This window comes from Allobosea sp. AK1, assembly GCF_006714945.1.
Lineage (GTDB): Bacteria > Pseudomonadota > Alphaproteobacteria > Rhizobiales > Beijerinckiaceae > Allobosea > Allobosea robiniae.
Genome location: NZ_VFMG01000001.1, coordinates 2416842 through 2437321 on the forward strand (window position 1 = coordinate 2416842; position 20480 = coordinate 2437321).

The 20480-nt window shown below is 65.4% G+C and carries 20 protein-coding genes; 9 read left to right on the forward strand and 11 right to left on the reverse strand.

The window, feature by feature from the left end:
- Positions 1–47: 47 nt before the first annotated feature.
- On the forward strand, positions 48–428 hold the full coding sequence (locus tag FHT98_RS11975) for a glyoxalase superfamily protein (protein WP_113586697.1): 381 nt from the start codon (positions 48–50) through the stop codon (positions 426–428).
- Here the strand turns inward: FHT98_RS11975 and FHT98_RS11980 are convergent.
- Complete coding sequence (locus FHT98_RS11980) at positions 425–1090, reverse strand: YggS family pyridoxal phosphate-dependent enzyme (RefSeq protein ID WP_142114160.1); 666 nt, start codon at positions 1088–1090, stop codon at positions 425–427. The genes FHT98_RS11975 and FHT98_RS11980 overlap by 4 nt on opposite strands.
- A gap of 153 nt (positions 1091–1243) precedes the next feature.
- Here FHT98_RS11980 and leuS point away from each other — a divergent pair, with 153 nt between their 5' ends.
- From leuS to holA, 3 genes are read left to right on the forward strand one after another with little or no spacing between them, the layout of a single operon-like run.
- Positions 1244–3868, forward strand: a complete 2625-nt coding sequence (gene leuS, locus FHT98_RS11985) for a leucine--tRNA ligase (protein ID WP_142114161.1) — start codon at positions 1244–1246, stop codon at positions 3866–3868.
- Positions 3855–4388, forward strand: a complete 534-nt coding sequence (locus tag FHT98_RS11990) for an LPS assembly lipoprotein LptE (RefSeq protein ID WP_091862769.1) — start codon at positions 3855–3857, stop codon at positions 4386–4388. The genes leuS and FHT98_RS11990 overlap by 14 nt, the downstream gene beginning before the upstream one ends.
- 6 nt (positions 4389–4394) lie before the next feature.
- Entirely contained in the window at positions 4395–5423 is a 1029-nt protein-coding gene (gene holA, locus FHT98_RS11995) for a DNA polymerase III subunit delta (protein WP_142114162.1), read from the forward strand.
- A 1-nt stretch (position 5424) separates the two neighbouring features.
- Here holA and FHT98_RS12000 read toward each other — a convergent pair whose 3' ends face one another.
- The 8 genes from FHT98_RS12000 to hemE all read right to left on the reverse strand — a co-directional run bounded on the left by FHT98_RS12000 (position 5425) and on the right by hemE (position 14712).
- Positions 5425–6306 carry a ParB/RepB/Spo0J family partition protein gene (locus FHT98_RS12000; RefSeq protein ID WP_185745135.1) on the reverse strand — a complete coding sequence of 294 codons (882 nt, stop codon included), beginning with the start codon at positions 6304–6306 and terminating at the stop codon, positions 5425–5427.
- Between the two features lie 31 nt (positions 6307–6337).
- Positions 6338–7168 carry a ParA family protein gene (locus FHT98_RS12005; RefSeq protein WP_061966672.1) on the reverse strand — a complete coding sequence of 277 codons (831 nt, stop codon included), beginning with the start codon at positions 7166–7168 and terminating at the stop codon, positions 6338–6340.
- Complete coding sequence (gene rsmG / locus FHT98_RS12010) at positions 7165–7812, reverse strand: 16S rRNA (guanine(527)-N(7))-methyltransferase RsmG (RefSeq protein WP_142114163.1); 648 nt, start codon at positions 7810–7812, stop codon at positions 7165–7167. The genes FHT98_RS12005 and rsmG overlap by 4 nt, the downstream gene beginning before the upstream one ends.
- Positions 7809–9695 carry a tRNA uridine-5-carboxymethylaminomethyl(34) synthesis enzyme MnmG gene (gene mnmG / locus FHT98_RS12015; protein WP_142114164.1) on the reverse strand — a complete coding sequence of 629 codons (1887 nt, stop codon included), beginning with the start codon at positions 9693–9695 and terminating at the stop codon, positions 7809–7811. Before mnmG ends, rsmG begins: the two co-directional genes overlap by 4 nt.
- Positions 9696–9770: 75 nt before the next feature.
- On the reverse strand, positions 9771–11084 hold the full coding sequence (gene mnmE, locus FHT98_RS12020) for a tRNA uridine-5-carboxymethylaminomethyl(34) synthesis GTPase MnmE (RefSeq protein WP_142114165.1): 1314 nt from the start codon (positions 11082–11084) through the stop codon (positions 9771–9773).
- A gap of 668 nt (positions 11085–11752) precedes the next feature.
- Positions 11753–13018, reverse strand: coding sequence for a transcription termination factor Rho (rho, locus tag FHT98_RS12025; protein WP_061966668.1), 1266 nt, complete (start codon positions 13016–13018; stop codon positions 11753–11755).
- Between the two features lie 225 nt (positions 13019–13243).
- Positions 13244–13666: a protoporphyrinogen oxidase HemJ gene (gene hemJ, locus FHT98_RS12030; protein ID WP_061966667.1), complete on the reverse strand. Its 423-nt coding sequence runs from the start codon at positions 13664–13666 to the stop codon at positions 13244–13246.
- 11 nt (positions 13667–13677) lie between these two features.
- Positions 13678–14712, reverse strand: a complete 1035-nt coding sequence (gene hemE, locus FHT98_RS12035) for a uroporphyrinogen decarboxylase (RefSeq protein WP_142114166.1) — start codon at positions 14710–14712, stop codon at positions 13678–13680.
- A gap of 469 nt (positions 14713–15181) precedes the next feature.
- Here hemE and FHT98_RS12040 point away from each other — a divergent pair, with 469 nt between their 5' ends.
- The 5 genes from FHT98_RS12040 to dnaQ are packed head-to-tail and all read left to right on the forward strand — an operon-like array spanning position 15182 to position 18832.
- Positions 15182–16012 carry a pyruvate, water dikinase regulatory protein gene (locus FHT98_RS12040; RefSeq protein ID WP_061966665.1) on the forward strand — a complete coding sequence of 277 codons (831 nt, stop codon included), beginning with the start codon at positions 15182–15184 and terminating at the stop codon, positions 16010–16012.
- Positions 16009–16635 (forward strand): Maf family protein, encoded by a 627-nt coding sequence (locus FHT98_RS12045; RefSeq protein ID WP_142114167.1) that lies wholly within the window; start codon positions 16009–16011, stop codon positions 16633–16635. Before FHT98_RS12040 ends, FHT98_RS12045 begins: the two co-directional genes overlap by 4 nt.
- Positions 16636–16647: 12 nt before the next feature.
- Entirely contained in the window at positions 16648–17481 is an 834-nt protein-coding gene (locus FHT98_RS12050) for a shikimate dehydrogenase (RefSeq protein WP_142114168.1), read from the forward strand.
- Positions 17482–17496: 15 nt separating this feature from the next.
- Positions 17497–18111: a dephospho-CoA kinase gene (coaE, locus tag FHT98_RS12055; RefSeq protein WP_061966662.1), complete on the forward strand. Its 615-nt coding sequence runs from the start codon at positions 17497–17499 to the stop codon at positions 18109–18111.
- A gap of 4 nt (positions 18112–18115) precedes the next feature.
- Positions 18116–18832, forward strand: a complete 717-nt coding sequence (dnaQ, locus tag FHT98_RS12060) for a DNA polymerase III subunit epsilon (protein ID WP_091862799.1) — start codon at positions 18116–18118, stop codon at positions 18830–18832.
- Positions 18833–18859: 27 nt separating this feature from the next.
- On the opposite strand, the gene FHT98_RS12065 is transcribed toward dnaQ, so the two are convergent.
- Positions 18860–19594 carry a TerC family protein gene (locus tag FHT98_RS12065; RefSeq protein WP_091862802.1) on the reverse strand — a complete coding sequence of 245 codons (735 nt, stop codon included), beginning with the start codon at positions 19592–19594 and terminating at the stop codon, positions 18860–18862.
- Positions 19595–19764: 170 nt separating this feature from the next.
- Positions 19765–20259 carry a protein-export chaperone SecB gene (gene secB, locus FHT98_RS12070; protein ID WP_061966659.1) on the reverse strand — a complete coding sequence of 165 codons (495 nt, stop codon included), beginning with the start codon at positions 20257–20259 and terminating at the stop codon, positions 19765–19767.
- Between the last annotated feature and the right edge of the window lie 221 nt (positions 20260–20480).

Sequence of the window (20480 nt, forward strand, 5' to 3'; positions counted from 1 at the left end):
CCGGGCACCGTCCCGCGACGCGGCGCCATCCCAGCCAGAGATTAGCGATGACTGATTCGGTTTCCTCGTTCCGCTTCGGGCGGATTGCCGCCATGCTGCCCGTCGCCGACATGGCCCGCGCCTGCGACTTCTACATCGGCGCCCTGGGCTTCCGGAAAACCTTCGAGAACGGCGATCCCGTCGGCTTCATGATCCTGAAGCGCGACGCCGCCGAACTGCACCTGACGCTCCAGCCCGGGCACAAGGCCGCGCCCTTCAACGTCGCGCATATGATGGTCGAGGATATCGACGCCGTGCACGCCGTGATCCGCGCGCGCGGCCTGCGCATCGTCAAGGGCCTGCGCGACAAGGATTACGGCCTGCGGGCCTTCGTCTTCGAAGACCCGGACGGCAACCGCATCGATGTCGGCGAGCCGATGAAGACCTAGCCCCGCGCCCCGAAAATCGCGCTGCCGACGCGCACATAGGTCGCGCCGAGCTGGATCGCCGCCTCGTAATCGGCGCTCATGCCCATCGACAGGCCCTCGAGCCCGTTGCGAGCGGCGATCTTGGCGAGCAGCCCAAAATGCGGCGAGGGCGGCTCGTCCGCCGGCGGAATGCACATCAATCCCTCGATCGCGAGGCCATGAACCTCGCGGCAGCGAGCGATGAAGGCATCCGTCTCAGCGGGCATGACGCCGCCCTTCTGCGCTTCCTCACCTGTGTTGACCTGGACGAAGAGCCGCGGGGTCTTGCCCACCCGGGCGATCTCGCGTGCGATCTCCTTCGCCAGGCTCTCGCGGTCGAGCGACTGGATGACGTCGAAGAGCTCGACCGCCTCGCGTGCCTTGTTCGACTGCAGCGGGCCGATCATGTGCAATTCGGCGTCCGGGAAGCGCTCCTTCAGCGCCGGCCACTTCGCCTTGGCTTCCTGGACATAGTTTTCGCCGAAGATGCGCTGGCCTGCTTCGAGCACCTCGATGATCTGCTCGGCCGGCTTGGTCTTGGAGACCGCGACCAGCGCGGCCGAGCCAGCTTCACGCCCGAAATCGCGCTCGGCGCGGCCGATCGCCGCCCGAATTTCTGCCAAACGCGTAACCGTATCGCTCATCTGCCAGCCTCTCATGCCGTGGGCGCCGTTGACCGCGTGCGCGCAATGGTGTCCTAGAGCAGGTTGCAAGATTCCGACATCCGGTTTTTGCATTCAGCCCCTGCGCCGGCCTGCCTCCGGGAGCCGGCAAACCCGCAAGAATTGCCCGCTGACATGGCCGTCGAACGCTACAATCCGAAAGAGTCCGAGCCGAAATGGCGCACCGTCTGGGAGGAGCGCAAGCTTTTCGAGACGAAGAACGACGATACGCGGCCGAGCTACTACGTCCTCGAGATGTTTCCCTATCCGTCGGGCCGCATCCATATGGGCCATGTCCGCAACTACGCGATGGGCGACGTGGTCGCGCGCTACAAGCGCGCCAAGGGTTTTTCGGTGCTGCATCCGATGGGCTGGGACGCTTTCGGCCTGCCGGCCGAGAACGCCGCCAAGCAGAAGAGGGTTCATCCGCGCGAGTGGACCTATGAGAACATCGCGACGATGCGCAAGCAGCTCAAATCGATGGGCCTGTCGCTCGACTGGAGTCGCGAGCTCGCGACCTGCGACCCCAGCTATTATCGCCACCAGCAGAAGATGTTCCTGGACTTCCTGAAGGCCGGGCTGGTCGACCGCAAGACGGCCAAGGTCAACTGGGACCCGGTCGACGAGACCGTGCTGGCGAACGAGCAGGTCATCGACGGCCGCGGCTGGCGCTCGGGCGCATTGGTCGAGATCCGCGAACTGACCCAGTGGTTCTTCAAGATCACCGAATACGGCCAGGAACTGAACGACGCGCTCGACGGCCTGAGCCGCTGGCCCGAAAAGGTCCGGCTGATGCAGAAGAACTGGATCGGCCGCTCGGAAGGTCTGCTGGTTCGTTTCGCTCTCGAATCGAACGGGGCCGGGCAGGACGAGGTCGAAGTCTACACGACCCGCCCGGACACGCTGTTCGGCGCCAAATTCGTCGCCATCGCGCCCGATCACCCGATCGCCAGGTCGATCGCAGCGAAGAGCCCGTCGCTGCAGGCCTTCATCGACGAGTGCAAGCGCACCGGCACGGCGCAGGAAGCGATCGACAAGGCCGAGAAGCTCGGCTTCGACACCGGCCTGCGCGCTGTCCATCCGCTCGATCCGAACTGGACGCTGCCGGTCTATGTCGCGAACTTCGTCCTGATGGAATACGGCACCGGCGCCATCTTCGGCTGCCCGGCGCATGACCAGCGCGACCTCGACTTCGTCAACAAATACGGTCTCGGCAATATTCCGGTTGTCGCGCCCGAGGGCACCGATCCCGCGAGCTTCGTCATCACCGACACCGCCTATGACGGCGACGGCCGCATGATCAATTCCCGCTTCCTCGACGGTCTGACCATCGCGGAAGCCAAGGAAGAGATCGCCCGCCGGCTTGAAGGCGAAACCCGCGGCAACCGTCCGGTCGGCCAGCGCAAGGTCAATTTCCGCCTGCGCGACTGGGGCATCTCGCGCCAGCGCTACTGGGGCTGCCCGATCCCGGTCATCCACTGTTCCGCCTGCGGAACGGTGCCGGTACCGGATGCCGAGCTACCGGTCACGCTGCCGGACGATGTTTCCTTCGAGAAGCCCGGCAACCCGCTCGACCATCATCCGAGCTGGAAGCATGTCGCCTGTCCGCAATGCGGCAAGGATGCCCGCCGCGAGACGGACACGATGGACACCTTCGTCGATTCGTCCTGGTATTTTGCCCGCTTCACCGATCCGTGGCGCACCGAGAGCCCGACCGACCGCAAGGCAGTGGATCGCTTCCTGCCGGTCGACCAGTATATCGGCGGCGTCGAGCACGCGATCCTGCACCTGCTCTATTCGCGCTTCTTCACCCGCGCGATGAAGAAGACCGGCCATGCCGGCCTGGACGAGCCCTTCGCCGGCCTGTTCACGCAAGGCATGGTCGTGCACGAGACCTATCGCGCCGCCAATGGCGACTGGGTCGAGCCGGGCAATGTCCGCATCGAGGTTTCCGGCACCGACCGGCGCGGCTTCGACGTCGACACCGGCGCGCCGATCGAAATCGGCTCGATCGAGAAGATGTCGAAGTCCAAGAAGAACGTCGTGGACCCCGACGACATCATCGCCTCCTACGGCGCCGATACCGCCCGCTGGTTCATGCTCTCGGATTCGCCGCCGGATCGCGATGTGATCTGGACGGACGAGGGCGTGCAGGGCGCCGCCCGCTTCGTCCAGCGTCTCTGGCGCATGGTTGCGGAGATCGCGGAGCGCACCGGCGGCAAGGCCGGCAAGCCCGCCGCGATCGGCGACGGCGCGCTGGCGCTGCGCAAGGCAAGCCACCGCGCGCTCGACGCGGTCGGCGCCGATATCGAGCGGCTCGGCTTCAATCGCTGCGTCGCGCATATCTACACGCTGACCAACGCCATCGGTAAGGCGTTGGACGGTGCGGCCGAGAAGCCCGAGCTCGATGCCGATATCGCCTTCGCGCTCCTTGAGGCTGCCACGATCATCACCCAGCTTGTGGCGCCGATGATGCCGCATCTGGCCGAGGAATGCTGGCATGTGCTGGGCCTGCAGGGCCTTGCCGGCGAGGCTTCCTGGCCAGAGGTCGATCCGGCGCTGTTGAAGGACAATCAGCTTACCCTGCCGGTCCAGATCAACGGCAAGAAGCGTGCGGAAGTGACCGTGGCCGCCGATGCCGATACAGTGGCCGTGGAAGCGGCCGTGCGCGCCAGCGAGGCCGTTCAGCGGGCCCTCGAGGGACGTGCGACCCGCAAGATCATCGTGGTTCCCGGGAGAATCGTGAATGTCGTCGTCTGAAGCCGCTCTCTCCCGCCGCTTCCTGCTCGCGGCCGTGCTGACGGTCGCGGGCCTTGCCGGCGGCTGTTTCCAGCCGCTCTATTCCGACTACACCACCAGTACGATGGGCGGCAGCGTCAAGACGGCGCTGCGCGGCATCGAAATCCCCGAGATCAAAGGCCTGATCGGCCATTATTTCCGCAACGAGCTGGTCTTCGAGCTCGACGGCAGCGGCGAGCCGGATGCGCAGAAGACCGCGAAGCTCGAGGCCGCGATATCCGAATCGGTCCAGGTCGTCACGGTCGACTACGCCAATGGCCGCGCCGATTCGGCCGTGCTGGTGGCGACCGCGACCTGGAAGCTCACCCGAAACGGCACCGCCGAGGTCCTCGCCTCCGGCACGAACTCCGTCCGCGTTCCCTATGAGCGGTCCTCGCAGCGCTTCGCCACCGTGCGCGCGGCGCGCGATGCACAGGTTCGCGCGGCGAAGAACCTCGCCACCATCGTCCGGGGCCAGATCGCCGCCGACCTCACTTCCTGACGCGCCATGGTTGCGATCAAGGCGCACGAGGCCGAGCGCAGCCTCGCACGACTCGATCCCGCCTGGCGGCTGATCCTGATCTACGGCCCCGATGCCGGCCTCGTCTCGGAACGTGCGGCAGGCCTCGCCCGGGCCAGCGTCGATGACCCTCAGGACGCTTTCCAGCTCGTCAGGATGGACGGCGACGCTGTCGCTTCCGATCCGCTGAAGCTCGCCGACGAGGCCAACACGATCGGCCTTTTCGGCGGCCGTCGCGCCATCCGCGTCTCGCCGACCTCGAAGCCATTGCTGCCCGCCCTGGCGCCGCTGCTGGCCACGCCCTCGCAGGATGCGCTGGTCATCGTCGAAGCCGGCGATCTGCAGCGCAACAACCCCGTCCGCACGGCCTGCGAGAAGGCAAAGACGGCACTCGCCGTGCCCTGTTATGGCGATGCAGCGCGCGACCTCGGCTCGATCATCGACGACATGGTCCGCGGGGCCGGCAAGTCGATCGACCGGACGACGCGCGACCACCTGACGGGACTGCTCGGCGGCGACCGCCAGACCTCGCGCCGCGAGATCGAGAAGCTGCTGCTCTATGTCGGCATGGACCCGGCCGTTCAGGTCGAGCATGTCGATGCCATCGTCGGCGACACCGCGCAACGGGAGCAGGCGATGCTGGTCGATGCGGTTTTCGCGGGAAAGCTGCCGGTGCTCGACCTCGCCCAGGCCAAGCTCAGCAGCGAGGGGCTAGACCCCGGCGTGATGCTCGGCGCCGTCCTGCGGCAGGCCATCACGCTGCTGAAGGCCCGCCAGAGCATCGATGCCGGGCGCGGCGTCCGGGATGTCGTCGCGACGATGCGCCTGCCCTATCCGCGTATCGCGACCACGGAAGCCGCGTTGAACGCCTGGTCCAGCGCAAAACTGGGCGAGGCCATCGGCCTTCTGGGCAATGCGGTGCTGGCGACACGACAGAATGCCGAGATGGGTCGGGCCATTGCGACCCGCGCCCTCTGGACACTGGCCCGGCTCGGGCGTGCCGCTAGAGCGGAGTAGCTCAGGACTTCAGGCGATGGCAGAGCGCGTCGAGCTGTTCGAGCGTCTTGTAGCCGATCTTGACCTCGCCCGCGCCGTTCGCCCGATGCCCGATCGAGACGGATAGGCCGAGCGCCTCCTCCAGCGCCTTCTCGAGGGCCCGCGTATCCGGGTCCTTCACAGCCTTCGGCTTGCTCGGCACGGCACTCTTGGTCTCGCCGCGCGCCTCTTCCTGCACGATACGCTCGATATCGCGAACGCTCAGACCATCGTCGATGATCTTCTGCGCCATGAATTCCGGGTCCGAAACGGACAGGAGCGCACGAGCATGGCCGGCCGACACCGCGCCCTCGCTGACCAGCTTGCGCACCGGCTCGGGCAGTTTCGACAGGCGCAGGGTGTTGGCGACATGGCTGCGGCTCTTGCCGATGACGCGCGCCAGGTCGTTCTGCGTATAGTTGAATTCGGCGATCAGCCTCTCATAGCCGGCCGCTTCCTCGATCGCGTTGAGATCCGTGCGCTGCACATTCTCGACGATGGCGATCTCCAGCGCCTCGCGATCATCGGCTTCGACCAGAATAACCGGAACGTCGTGCAATTCGGCCCGCTGCGCCGCACGCCAGCGGCGCTCGCCGGCGATTATCTCGTAAGCGTCCATCATTCCGGGAATGGAACGAACGATGATGGGCTGCAGAATGCCGCGCTCGCGGATCGAGGCCGTCAGGTCGTCGAGATCCACTTCCACGAAATTGCGGCGCGGATTGCGGGCGCTCGGCCGCAGGAATTCGACGGGAACGCGGCGCTGCCCGCGCGCCCGCTCGATCGCCCCGATCTCGTCGCCGACATCGCCGATCAGCGCCGCCAGACCGCGGCCAAGGCGGGAACGCCCCTGTTCTTCGGCCATCGCCATCCTCATCAATCTCTAACTTGTAAACTCAGGCCGCGGCCCGCAAAGCGCGCTCGCGCTTGATCACTTCCGAAGCCAGTCGCAGATAGGCCTGCGATCCCGAGCAGCGCAGATCGTAGAGCAGCGCCGGCTTGCCATAGGACGGCGCCTCGGAGATCCGCACATTACGGGGGATCACGGTCTCATAGACCTTGTCGCCCAGGAAGCTCTTCACATCCGCCATAACCTGACCCGACAGGTTGTTGCGGGGGTCGAACATCGTCAGCACGACGCCCTGGATGATCAGGCGCGGATTGAGGCCGGCCTTGACCTGCTCGACCGTCTTGAGCAGCTGGCTCAGGCCTTCCAGCGCGAAGAACTCGCATTGCAGCGGCACCAGCACCGCATCCGAAGCCGTCATCGCGTTGATGGTGATCAAGCTGAGCGAGGGCGGGCAATCGATCAGGATATAGGTCAGGTCCTGGCAACGCTGGTCGTAGACCAGCTCGTCGATCGCATTCTTGAGGCGATGCGCCCGGTCCTTGGAGGAGGCGATCTCGAGTTCGACGCCGAGCAGATCGAGCGTCGAGGGCGCCAGTGACAGGCCGGGAACCGCCGTCGGCTGCAAAGCCTGCCCGAGCCCGACATCGCCGCAGAGCACGTCATAGGTCGAGGATTTGCGGTTGCGGCGGTCGACGCCAAGCCCCGTTGAAGCGTTTCCCTGCGGATCGAGGTCGACGATCAGCACCTTCTCGCCGATAGCCGCCAGGGCCGTGCCGAGATTGATCGCGGTCGTCGTCTTGCCGACCCCGCCCTTCTGATTCGCGAGCGCGATCACGCGCGGGCGGCGCGGTGTCGTCACGGATGTGAGCTCAGTCATCGATCGGCTCGTCTCTCGGCCGAGCGCACCACCAGGATTCGCGCGGCATCATCAGTCACGGAGGAAACCGTTGTCGCCTGAATCTTCCAATATCTGGCTGAGTCGGTCAATTCCGCATCTAGATGTTGTCCCTTGGGAAAGAGACCGAGCGTGCCGGTTCTCAACAGCTCTTCGCACCAGCCGAGCAATTGGGGCAGGGGCGCCAGCGCGCGGGCCGTCACCACATCGACCTTGCCGGTGAAATCGCCGATCACATCTTCGATACGGGCCGCATGGACCTTGACCGGAGCGCCGGTGATGCGGGCGGCATGGCGCAGAAACGCACATTTCCGGGCATTGCTCTCGACCAGGTCGATCTGGCCCTTGCCCTGCTCGGCCAGGCAGATGCCGATCACCAGCCCCGGAAAACCGCCGCCGGAGCCGAGATCCAGCCAGCGCTCGCGCCCCTCGGCCAATCCGAAGATCTGCAGCGAATCCGCGATATGCCGCGTCCAGACCTCGGCGAGCGTCGCCGAGGAGACGAGGTTTTTCGCGGCCTGCCAGCGCCCGAGCTCTGCCACCAGAAGCGCCAGGCGCTCCTCTGTTTCACGTGAAACAGGCGTCAAGCGCAAAGCGCGTTGCCTGTCGCCCTTATCAACAGTCACGTCGAACCTGTGGAAAACGCAGCGGCACGGCCCTTCCGGGCATGGACCGCCAGCAGGGTCAGGGCGGCCGGCGTCATCCCCTCGATCCGGCCCGCCTGGGCTAGGTCGGCGGGGCGCTGGGCCGCCAGCTTGAGTTTCAGTTCGTTCGACAGACCCGAAATCGCGTCAAGATCGAGATCGGCCGGAACCTTCAGGGACTGGTCGCGGCGATAGGCCTGGATCTCGGCCGCCTGCCGGTCGAGATAGACGGAATAGACCGCATCCGCCGTTACCCGCGCCACGACCGGAGCGGCATAGTCGGTCAGCTCCGGCCAGACCGAAGACAGCTGCTCGAACGTGACATCCGGATAGGACAAGATCTGGTAGGCGCTGCGCCGCGACCCATCGTGATTGAGCTGCAGACCGACAGCTTGCGCCTGCTGCGGCGTCAGCGAGAAGCCTTTCAGCATCTCGCGCAGCGCCGAGATGTCCCGATTGCGCGCTTCAAAAGCCGACTGCCGGGCCGACCCGACGATGCCAAGCTGCAAGCCTAGCGGCGTCAATCGTTCATCGGCATTGTCGACGCGCAAAGACAGGCGGAATTCCGCCCGCGAGGTAAACATTCGATACGGCTCCGTAACGCCATGTGTCACGAGGTCGTCTACGAGCACGCCGATATAGGACTGCGTCCGATCGAGCACAGCTGGCTCCGCCCCGCCAGCCATGCGCGCGGCATTGAGGCCGGCCAGCAAGCCCTGCGCACCAGCCTCCTCATAGCCCGTCGTGCCGTTGATCTGGCCGGCGAGGAACAGCCCCGCGATCGCTCGCGTCTCGAGCGTATTCTTCAAGGCGCGCGGATCGACGAAATCATACTCGATCGCGTATCCCGGCCGCAGCATCGCGGCTCGATCCAGGCCAGGAATCGTCTTCAGCAGGTCGAGCTGGACGTCTTCGGGAAGCGAAGTCGAAATGCCGTTCGGATAGACCGTGTCGTCGTCGAGCCCCTCGGGTTCGAGGAAGATCTGATGGCCGTCGCGATCTCCGAAGCGCCCGACCTTGTCCTCGATCGACGGACAATAGCGCGGCCCCCGCCCCTCGATCTGACCGGAGAACATCGGTGCGCGATGCAGATTGGCCCGGATGAGATCGTGGCTCGCCAGCGTCGTCCGCGTGATCCCGCATGAAATCTGCGGATTGGTGATCGCGGTCGTCAGCGCCGAAAAAGGCTCGGGCGGCTCATCGCCGGGCTGCATCTCGAGCGCGGCCCAATCGATGCTGCGCCCGTCAAGGCGGGGCGGCGTCCCGGTCTTCAGGCGCCCAAGCGGAAAGCCATGGCGCTCCAGCGTTGCGGAAAGGCCGAGCGAGGGCGCCTCGTCAACGCGCCCGGCCGGAATTCGCTTCTCGCCGATATGGATGAGGCCGCGGAGGAAGGTGCCGGTCGTCAGCACGACCGTTCCGGTTGCGAATCGACGACCATCCGCCAGGATCACGCCGACAACGCGGCCAGCTTCCACCTCCAGGTCGAAAACCTCGCCGGCGAGGATATCGAGATTGGATTGCGCCGCCAGCAGGTCCTGAACGGCCTGCCGATAGAGCTTGCGATCCGCCTGGGCGCGGGGACCCCGAACAGCCGGGCCCTTCCGGCGATTGAGCATGCGGAACTGGATACCGCCCAGATCGGCGGCCCGCGCCATGATGCCGTCGAGCGCGTCGATCTCGCGAACGAGATGTCCCTTGCCGAGCCCGCCGATGGCGGGGTTGCAGGACATGACGCCGATCGTTTCCGGCTTGTGCGTCACCAGGGCCGTGCGCGCACCGTAGCGCGCCGCAGAGGCGGCGGCTTCGGCTCCGGCATGACCGCCGCCGACGACGATCACGTCGTAATGCTGCCGATGAATTGACATGCGATTTCGCTAGCGAAGCCCGGCGGGCGGGTCAACGACAATCGCGGAGAGCGCGGGCCGATCCCGGCCGCCGCCTCACTTTCCGATGCAAAATCCCGCGAAAAGCCTGTCGAGCACGTCCTCCATGTCGATCCGGCCTACAAGCCGCTCGAGCGCGACGACGGCCACACGGATATCCTCGGCCAGCAATTCTCCCTGTCCGTGGCCCGCCATCACCGCCCGCTCGAGCGCGGCAACTGCATCGGCAACAGCAATGCGATGGCGTTCGCGGGTCAGGAGAGCCGGCTCGCCCGATCCAAGCTGCTGAAGACGTGTGACGATCTCGGCAAGCAGATCGGTCAAACCCGCACCGGTCTTGACGGAAATCGCCCGTTCCCCGGGCAGGACCAGCCCCGGAAGGTCAGCTTTCGTAGCGATCTGAAGCAATTCGGCCGTGCTCTCGACTCGATACGGCTCCGAATCGACTCCACGCAGCGCGACAACGAGATCCGCTCGCGCGACCAGCGCCCGGGCGCGCCGGACGCCTTCAGCCTCGATCGGATCGACGCTGTCGCGCAAGCCCGCGGTATCGATCAGAATGACCGGCAGCCCCGCCAGATCCAGCCGCACCTCCAGGATGTCGCGCGTCGTCCCCGCAATCGGCGAGACAATCGCGACGTCGCGCCGGGCCAATGCATTGAGGAGGCTGGACTTGCCGGCATTGGGCGGTCCGGCCAGCACCACTACGAAGCCTTCGCGGACGCGCTCGCCCATGGCAAAGCTACCCAGCGCCACGCGCAGCGAGGCCAGCACCTCTCCCGCCAGCGCCTGCGCCTGCTGTTGTAGCGGGCCGGAGACGTCGCCCTCGTCGGAGAAATCCAATTCGGCCGCAAGCAAGCTCATGGCATCGATCAGCGCATTGCGCCAGCTCGTGGCGAAGCCGCTCAAGGCCCCGTCCATCTGGCGCAGCGCCTGCTGGCGCTGCCATTCCGTTTCCGAATCGATCAGGTCCGCCAGTCCCTCGACCGCGGCCAGATCAAGCTTTCCCGCTTCAAAGGCCCGCCGCGTGAACTCTCCGGCTTCGGCCAGCCTCACGCCGGGCAAGGCGGTCAGAATGGCAAGGAGGCGGGCCAGAACGGCACGCGAGCCATGGACGTGGAACTCGGCAACGTCCTCTCCGGTGAAGCTGGCAGGGGCGGCGAAGAACAGGACGAGCGCGCTATCGATCGTCTCGCCTCCGGCATCGACCAGCCTTCGCAGGGTCGCGACACGGGGCTCGGGTATGATTCCTGCAATCGTTTCGAGAACGAATCGAGTCCGGCTTCCAGAAACGCGGATCACCGCCACTCCGGCTTTGCCCGGCGCCGATGACAGGGCCACGATGGTGGGATGGATGTCCGAGCCCGTCATTGTTTGTCGAGTTCCTCCGCGAGCCCTGCGACCGCAGCCGTCATGAACGAGGCCTTCGCCAACATCAAGTCAGCCGCAAAGCAGACAGGACCTCGCCTTCCGCTCCCGCAATCGGTCTCGCCAGAACCTGAACCCGCCAACACGCGGCGCTCTCGAAGCTGCGTCCGCCCCGATCCCCATATGCCCGAGATTACGGCACTACCCGGCACTACCGGCATTTCCAGCCATCTGGCACTACCGCGGCAGCAAGCGTTTCCCGTCGAGAAAATTCAATATCTTCAATGGGCTGAACAAGATCGGCGGATCGACAATCGGCGGGGCGGTCGCCGCAGGTAGTACTGCTTCGCACCGATAGCGTTCCATCGCGCAAGTGGCCGGAGAGCCCGGTCAGCCGGGCGTGCGCTGCTTGCTGCGCGAGACATGGCAGGCCGCCGTTTCGCTGCCGAATCGATGACGGAGCCGGGCTGTGTCCTGCACGAGGCTCGATGCCGCCGGTCGAGACGGCAGCCGGGCGGCGGAGTCTTAGGTCAAACCTCGGACGGCTTCGCGATGCGGCCGGACATCCGGGCGTCGGGTTTGCGGGTAGGCTGAAACAATTTCGCCGCCGCACGACCCTGGTCGGGTCGATACGGCGGCGAATCGAACGCCGAAACCGGTCGTGCGGACGGTCAGGTATTCATCGAATCGAAGAATTCCGAGTTCTGCTTGGTCTGGCGCAGCTTATCCAACAGGAACTCGATCGCGTCCTGCGGGCCCATCGGATTGAGGATGCGGCGCAGCACATAGGTCTTCTGCAGATCCGAGCGCGGCGTGATGAGCTCTTCCTTACGGGTGCCGGACTTGATGATGTCGATCGCCGGGAAGATCCGCTTGTCGGCCACCTTGCGGTCGAGAATGATCTCGGAATTGCCGGTGCCCTTGAACTCCTCGAAGATCACTTCGTCCATGCGCGATCCCGTATCGATCAGCGCGGTCGCCACGATCGTCAGCGAGCCGCCTTCCTCGATATTGCGGGCCGCACCGAAGAAGCGCTTGGGACGCTGCAGGGCGTTGGCATCGACACCACCGGTCAGGACCTTGCCGGAAGACGGCACCACGGTGTTGTAGGCGCGGCCGAGCCGGGTAATCGAGTCCAGCAGGATGACGACGTCACGACCATGCTCGACCAGGCGCTTGGCCTTCTCGATCACCATCTCCGCGACCTGGACGTGACGGGAGGCCGGCTCGTCGAAGGTCGAGGAGACGACCTCGCCCTTCACCGAGCGCTGCATGTCCGTGACTTCCTCAGGCCGCTCGTCGATCAGCAGCACGATCAGATAGCACTCGGGATGATTGGTGGTGATCGACTGGGCGATGTTCTGAAGCAGAACCGTCTTGCCGGTGCGCGGCGGCGCGACGATCAGCGCACGCTGGCCTTTGCCGATCGGCGCGACGATATCGATGACCCGCGGCGAGAAGTCCTTCTTGGTCGGGTCCTGCACTTCGAGCTTCAGGCGCTCGTCCGGATAGAGCGGCGTCAGGTTGTCGAAATGGATCTTGTGCTTGATCTTCTCCGGGTCCTCGAAATTGACCGAGTTGACCTTGAGCAGGGCGAAATAGCGCTCGCCATCCTTCGGCCCGCGGATCGGCCCTTCGACGGTGTCGCCGGTGCGCAGGCCGAATTTGCGGAGCTGCGACGGCGAAACGTAGATGTCGTCCGGCCCTGGCAGGTAGTTCGAATCGGAGGAGCGCAGGAAGCCGAAACCATCCTGCAGGACCTCGACGACGCCCTCGCCCAGGATCTCGGTCTCGCGCGCCGCAAGCTGCTTCAGGATGGCGAACATCAGCTCCTGCTTGCGCATGGTGCTGGCGTTCTCGACCTCGACTTCCTCGGCGAAGGCCAGGAGTTCGGTCGGCGACTTGCTCTTGAGCTCTTGAAGCTTGATTTCCCGCATGGGGCACCCGGATCATGAACGCCCTGCGAACCGGCAGGGGTTGGGATGGTACTGGATTGATCGACTTATCGGTCCTGGCCGGACCTGCGCTTGGGTTGCGCGACATGAGCTGCTGCTAAGGCAGGCGGCTCATGAACAGTCGACAACAAGGGAGGACGCTGGAGAAGCGCAGCGTCCTGATAGCGGGAATCGGCCCGGGGCTCAAGCAGGAAAGCGCAGAAGGCCTCAGAACGGCTTCACGATGACGAGAATGACGATGCCGACCATCAGCAGCGCCGGGATCTCGTTGAGAATGCGGAAATAGCGCGGCGACTTCACATTGCTGTCGTTCGCGAAGTTACGCACGTGCTTCACCAGCACGCCATGGATGCCGGAGAGGATGAAGACGAGCAGCAGCTTGCCGTGCAGCCAGCCACCCTTGAAGCCGAAGGCGGACCAGGCGAGGTAGAGGCCCAGCACCCAGGTGGCGATCATCGCCGGGTTGATGATGCCCTTGAGCAGCCGGCGCTCCATGATCTTGAAGGTCTCGGACTGGATCGAACCGGTCTGCGCCTCCGCGTGATAGACCATCAGCCTTGGCAGATAGAGCATGCCGGCCATCCAGGAGATGACGGCCATGACATGGAAAGCCTTGATCCACTCGTACATTGCCTGAGCCCTCAGCCCCGTACCCGTTTCAGCAAGCGCTCGACATGCGCGATCGGCGTATCCGGCAGAATGCCGTGGCCGAGATTGAAGATGAAGGGCCGATCGCCGAAGGCTGTCAGGATGGCATCCACCTCCCGCTCCAGCGCGTCACCGCCGGCGCGTAGCACCAGCGGATCGAGATGGCCCTGCACCGGGACCCTGGACTGGATCTCGTTCCGCGCGAAGGTCCGGTCGATATCGGTTTCGAGGCCGACGGCGTCGACGCCCGTGCCTGCGATATAGTCCGGGATCAGGTGCCCGGCCCCGCGCGGAAAACCGATGATCCGCGCCTGCGGATGTGACGAGCGCACGCCCTCGACGATCCGTCGCGTCGGCGCGATGCACCAGCGCTTGAAATCCTCCGGCCCGAGCGCACCCGCCCAGCTGTCGAAGATCTGGACGGCATCGACGCCCGCCGCGATTTGCGCGTTCAGATAAGCGATGGACGAGGTCACGATCCGGTCGATGATCGCCTGAAACAGGGCTGGGTCGCGTTCGAAAAGCTCCTTCGCCGGCGCTTGATCCGGTGTTCCCCGACCGGCGACCATATAGGTCGCCACGGTCCAGGGCGCGCCGCAGAAGCCGATGAAGCCGGTCTCGCGGGGCAGGGCAGCCCGGACCCGGCGAACGGTCTCCGGGATCGAATCCAGCTTGGCCTGATCCGCGACGCGATCGATCTCCGCCAGGCGGGTCGCGTCGGCCACGGGTTCAAGCCGCGGTCCTTCGCCCTCGGCAAACCAGAGCTTCTGGCCGAGCGCCTGCGGCACGAGAAGGATATCCGCGAACAGGATCGCGGCATCGAAGCCGAAGCGCCGGATCGGCTGGAGCGTCACCTCGGCGGCCAGCTCGGGATCGTAGCAAAGCGAGAGAAAGCTGCCGGCCTTGGCCCTGAGCTCGCGGTACTCCGGCAGATAGCGACCGGCCTGGCGCATCAGCCAGACCGGAGGGGTCGGCAGGCTTTCACCGCCGAGCACACGGATCAGGGCAGGGGTCTCGCGTGTCGTCATGCCTGACGGGCCATCCATCCCGCTATTTCTTAAATAAGATTCCTAGAGAGAATCTTTTGTTTTGACTCTTGGAGGCAGGGAGATAGCCCGCCGCAATTCTGTCCACAACCGATCCACAGCCACTGGGACAGCGAGTCGCGGGCCGCGCGGGGCCTCGGTCACCGGTTAAGGCTTTATTAACGAATTGAATTCGGCGGGCAGCTCGCCGTCTTCCAAAATGATTCACGTGAAACACTTTGTTTACCATTCACAGCTGGGCGGCTGTTGATGGTTCGGGCGGGTTATACAGAGCCGCCACTCGGCCTGCGTTTCCTGTTCGGTTGTCCACACTGCTCCCCACGGCCCGGGATAACCCGGTCGTTCCGAAACCGCGGGAGGGAAACGCCAGCTGCGTCAATTCTCGTCGCGGTGATTCCGGTCGCGCTCAAAGCGCGCTAGAGGATAAACACGCTTCAGGCCGGGGGATGCCGTGGTCCGCAATTATTTCCATCTGCATCTGGTCTCGGATGCGACCGGCGAGACGCTGATCGCCGTCAGCCGGGCCGCTGCCGCGCAATATGAAACCGTCTCGGCGATCGAGCATGTCTATCCGCTGGTTCGCTCCGAGGCGCAGCTTGCCCGCGTCCTCGCCGAGATCGAGGCCTCGCCCGGTGTCGTGCTCTACACGCTGGTCGAGCCGGAATGGCAGGAGAAACTGGAGAATTTCTGCCGCGAGCTCGGCTGTCCCTGCCTGTCGGTGCTGCAGCCCGTGCTCTCGCTGTTCCAGTCCTATCTCGGCCAGGCATCGGCGCCGAAGCCGGGCGCGCAGCATGTGCTCAACACCGAATATTTCCGCCGCATCGACGCGATGAACTACACGCTGCTGCATGATGACGGGCAGATGGGCGGCGATCTCGACAATGCCGACGTCATCCTGGTCGGCATCAGCCGGACCTCCAAGACGCCGACGAGCATCTATCTCGCCAATCGCGGTATCAAGACCGCCAATATCCCGCTGGTGCCGAATATCCCGCTGCCGCCGGAACTGGAAAGTGCGCGCAAGCCTCTGATCGTCGGCCTCATCGCTAGCGCCGATCGCATCGTCCAGATCCGCCAGAACCGCCTCCTCTCGCTGCGCGCCGATGACGATACCTCCTATGTCGATCCCACGGCCGTCGCCGATGAGGTCACGCAATCGCGCCGTCTCTGCGCCCGCAAGGGCTGGCCGGTGATCGACGTGACGCGCCGTTCGATCGAGGAAACCGCGGCCTCGATTCTCGACCTGCTTCGCGACCACCGCATGAAGTTCATCGCGACATGAGCGCATCAACCAGCCTTTGGCTCGATCCCGAGCCGTTGATTCTCGCCTCCGGCAGCGCGACCCGGCGCGACATGCTCCTGGCCGTCGGTATCCCGGTCGAAGTGGTGAAGCCGGAGATCGACGAGCGCGCCGTCGAGAAGCCCCTGGTCGATCGCGGCGTGCCGGCGGATCAGGTTGCGGCCGCTCTGGCCTGTGCGAAGGCGCTGGCTGTCTCCCGCGACTGCCCCGGCCGCCTCGTGCTGGCCGCCGACCAGACCCTGACCTGCGGTGGCATCGCCTTTCACAAGCCGGCGGATCTCGCCGGGGCGGCACGCCAGATCGCAGCGCTCGCTGGCCGGAGCCATGAGCTCCATTCAGCCTTCGTCATCGCGCGAGACGGCGCGCCGCTGGCCGAAGGCCTCGAGGCCGCACGCCTGACCATGCGCACACTCCAGCCTGATTTCATCGCGCGCTATCTGACCGGCGCCGGTCCGGCCGCCCTGTCCAGCGTCGGCGGCTATCAGCTCGAAGGGCCCGGCGCCCAGCTCTTCGACAAGGTCGAGGGCGACCATTTCACCATTCTCGGCCTGCCGCTGCTTGCGGTGCTCGCGTCCCTGCGCGATCTCGATTGCCTCGCCGGTTAACGGACTCCCTTCATGCCGCCTCGCTGCTTCGTCATCGGACATCCCATCGCCCATTCGCGCTCGCCCCTGATCCATGGCGAATGGCTGCGCGAGCATCGGCTTCCCGGTACCTATGAGCGGATCGATGTCGCGCCGGTCGATCTTCCGGCCTTCATCTCCCGCCTGCGCGAGGGCGAATTCACCGGCGGCAATGTCACCGTGCCCCACAAGGAAGCAGTGATGGCCCTGGTCGACGAGGTCAGCGATGCCGGCCGAGCGGTCGGCGCGGTCAACACGCTCTGGCGCGAAGGCGGCCGGATCATCGCCGACAACAGCGATGTCGGCGGCTTCCTCGCCCATCTCGATGCGACGGTGCCGGGCTGGCAGGGGCGGGTCGGCACGGCGCTCGTCCTTGGCGCCGGCGGCGCGGCACGCGGTATCTGCTACGGCCTGAAAGCACGCGGGGTCGCGCGCATTCTTGTCGTCAACCGCAGCCCCGAACGCGTGGCCGAACTGGTCGCCGCTCTTGGTGATCCTCTGGAGGCGGGCGATTGGGCGAAGCGCGACTGCCTCGTCGGCGAGGCCGATCTCATCGTCAACACGACGGCCCTCGGCATGCAGGGCAAACCATCGCTGGAAATCGATCTCGCCGCTTTACGGCCGGGAACCATCGTCGACGATATCGTCTATGTCCCCTTGAAGACCGCGTTGCTGGCCGAGGCGGAACGGCGTGGCGGCGTTCCCGTTGATGGGCTTGGCATGCTGCTGCATCAGGCTTCGCCCGGCTTCGCCCGCTGGTTCGGCGTGACGCCGCAGGTGACGCCGGCGCTTCGTGCGCTCATCGAAGCCGATATCCTGAAGGCCTGATTCGCCGGAGCAGCCATGACCTTCGTGCTGGGCCTGACAGGCTCGATCGGGATGGGAAAATCGACGACCGCGCAGCTCTTCGTGCAGCGCGGCGTGCCCCTGCACGATGCCGATGCGGCCGTGCATCGTCTGCATCGCGGCCGGGCCGCAGCGCCGATCGAAGCCGCATTCCCGGGTACGGTGATCGATGGAGCGGTCGATCGCGCAAAGCTGGGCGCGGCCGTACTCGGCAAGCCCGATGCCTTGCGTCGGCTCGAAGCGATCATCCATCCGCTGGTGCGTGAGGAGGAGGAGGCCTTCCTCACCCGCTGCCGCCGGGAGGGCGCGGAACTCGCCATCATCGACGTGCCGCTCCTGCTGGAAACCGGAGGCGAGGCGCGCTGCGACGCCGTCCTCGTGGTGACGGCGCCCGCCGAAGTCCAGCGTCAGCGCGTCCTGGCCCGCCCCGGCATGACCGCGGAAAAGCTCGACGCGATCCTGTCGCGCCAGATGCCGGACGCGGAGAAACGCCGCCGTGCCCATTTCCTTGTGGACACGTCGCACGGTCTGATGGCCGCCGAGCGGCAGGTCGGTTCTATCCTGATGGCGCTCGCCGGCCGTCCCGGGCGCGGTGCGCAAGCGAGGTCCTGAAGCGATGCGCGAGATCGTTCTCGATACCGAAACCACCGGCGTGGAAGCCAATAACGGCGACCGCATCGTCGAGATCGGCTGCGTCGAACTGCTCAATCACTGCCCGAGCGGCAGGACCTTCCACGTCTACATCAATCCCGAACGCTCGATGCCGATCGAAGCGTTCAACGTCCATGGCCTCTCGGAAGAGTTCCTCTCGGACAAGCCGGTCTTTGCCGCGGTGGCCGATGAATTCGCCGACTTCATCGCTGGCGCCAAGCTGGTGATCCATAACGCGGCCTTCGACGTCGGCTTCATCAACATGGAGTTCAAGCGGCTCGGCCTGCCGCCGATCGAGCAGGGCTTCGTGGTCGACACCCTGTCGATGGCGCGTCGCAAGCATCCGGGCGCCTCGAACAGCCTCGACGCGCTCTGCTCGCGCTATGGCATCGACAACGGCCGCCGCACCAAGCACGGCGCCCTGCTCGATTCCGAGATCCTGGCCGAGGTCTATATCGAGCTGATCGGCGGCAAGCAGGCCTCGCTTGGTCTCGGCGTCGAGGCCTCGGCCGGCCGCCCCGGCCTCGCCATGGCGGCGGTCGAGAAGCCGCAGCGTCAGCGCCCGCTGGCCCCGCGCCTCAGCGAAGAGGCGCTCAAGGCGCATGAGGCCTTCATCCTCGGCTCGCTGAAGGCGCCGCTCTGGAAGGGCTATCTCGGCATCACGGACGACGCGGCCCAGTAAGCCGCGTCGCCTTTCGTGCAGGGCGGCTTATCGTGCCCTGCGGCGCGACAGCATGTTGAGCGCCTCGATCAAGGCCGAGAAGGCCATCGCGGCGTAGATATAGCCCTTCGGCACATGCACGCCGAAGCCCTCGGCGATCAGCGTGCCGCCGATCATCAGCAGGAAGCCCAGCGCCAGCATCACGATCGTCGGGTTCCTGTCGATGAAGCGCGCCAGCGGATCGGCGGCGAGCAGCATCGTCAAAACCGCGACGATGACGGCGATCACCATGACCGGAACATGTTCGGTCATGCCGACGGCGGTGATGATCGAGTCGATCGAGAACACCAGGTCGAGGATCAGGATCTGGAAGATCGCCGCGCCGAAGCCCAGCGTGGCGGCGCGCGTGCCGCCTTCTGCGAGGACAGATTCCGGATCGGGATCGACCTTGTGATGGATTTCCTTCGTCGCCTTCCAGACCAGGAAGAGGCCGCCGGCGATCAGGATGAGATCGCGCCAGGAGAAGGCCTGGCCGAAGACCGTGAAGATCGGCGCGGTGAGTTTGACGATGAAGGCGACGGTGCCGAGCAGACCGAGACGCATGATCAGCGCCAGTCCGATGCCGATCCTGCGGCCCTTCGAACGCTGATGCTCCGGCAGCTTGTTGGTCAGGATCGAGATGAAGATCAGGTTGTCGATGCCGAGCACGACCTCCATGGCGATCAGTGCCCCGAGCGCGGCCCATACGGCGGGGTCGGCGGCAAGCGTCAGAAGGGCGTCCATCAGGTCTCCATCGGATACGGAAAAGGCGGGCGTCCCGGTTGGGGCGTCCGCCGTCGATCCCACGCACATGGAGAGAGGGGCGTTGTCCTGCAAGGACAACAATCATCGGCAATAAACGAAGAAAGGGCCCGTGAGGGCCCTTCCGTCAGGTCTTTCGGTACCGTGACCGATCAGTTGGTCGCGGTGCCCTGCTGGCCCTCGAGCTCCTGCAGGCGCTGCTGGAAGAGCTGCGCGAAGTCGATCGGCGGCACGTAGAAGGGCGGGAAGCCGCCGTTCTGCACGGCCTCGGCGATGATCTGCCGGGCGAAGGGGAAGAGCAGGCGGGCGCAGTCGATCACCAGAACGGGGTGGATGTGCTCCTGCGGGATGTTCTGCAGGCGGAACACGCCGGCATAGCTCAGGTCGAAGGCGAACAGCGTCTCGCCCTTGAGCTCGGCCTTGCCTTCGAGGCGCAGCACGGTCTCGTAATCGTCGTCGGCGAGAGCGGTCGAGCCGACATTGACCTGCAGCGACATCTGGGGGCCCTGCTGGGCTTCCTGCTGGGCGAGCGAGCGCGGCGCCTTCGGGTTCTCGAAGGAAAAGTCCTTGGTGTACTGGATCAGGGCGTTCAGGCTCGGAGCCGCTTCGGCGCCGGCGCCATTGCCGTTGGGGAGTTCGTTGGCCATCGGTCCCATCTTGTTCTGGCAGGCTGTCTCGGGAAATCCCGCGCCTCTGCCGGCACTCGGGACTGCGCTCCATGCTATGGAGCGGCGCGCGCGTCGGCTATCATGGACGCCGTGCCGGCACAAGAAGTCGCCTTCACAAGCGGAGGGGTGGATGTTACGAGCCAGTCTCACCATATGAAGGTGAAGGCCCGGCGCGGACGCGGATGGGCCGGGTAACAACG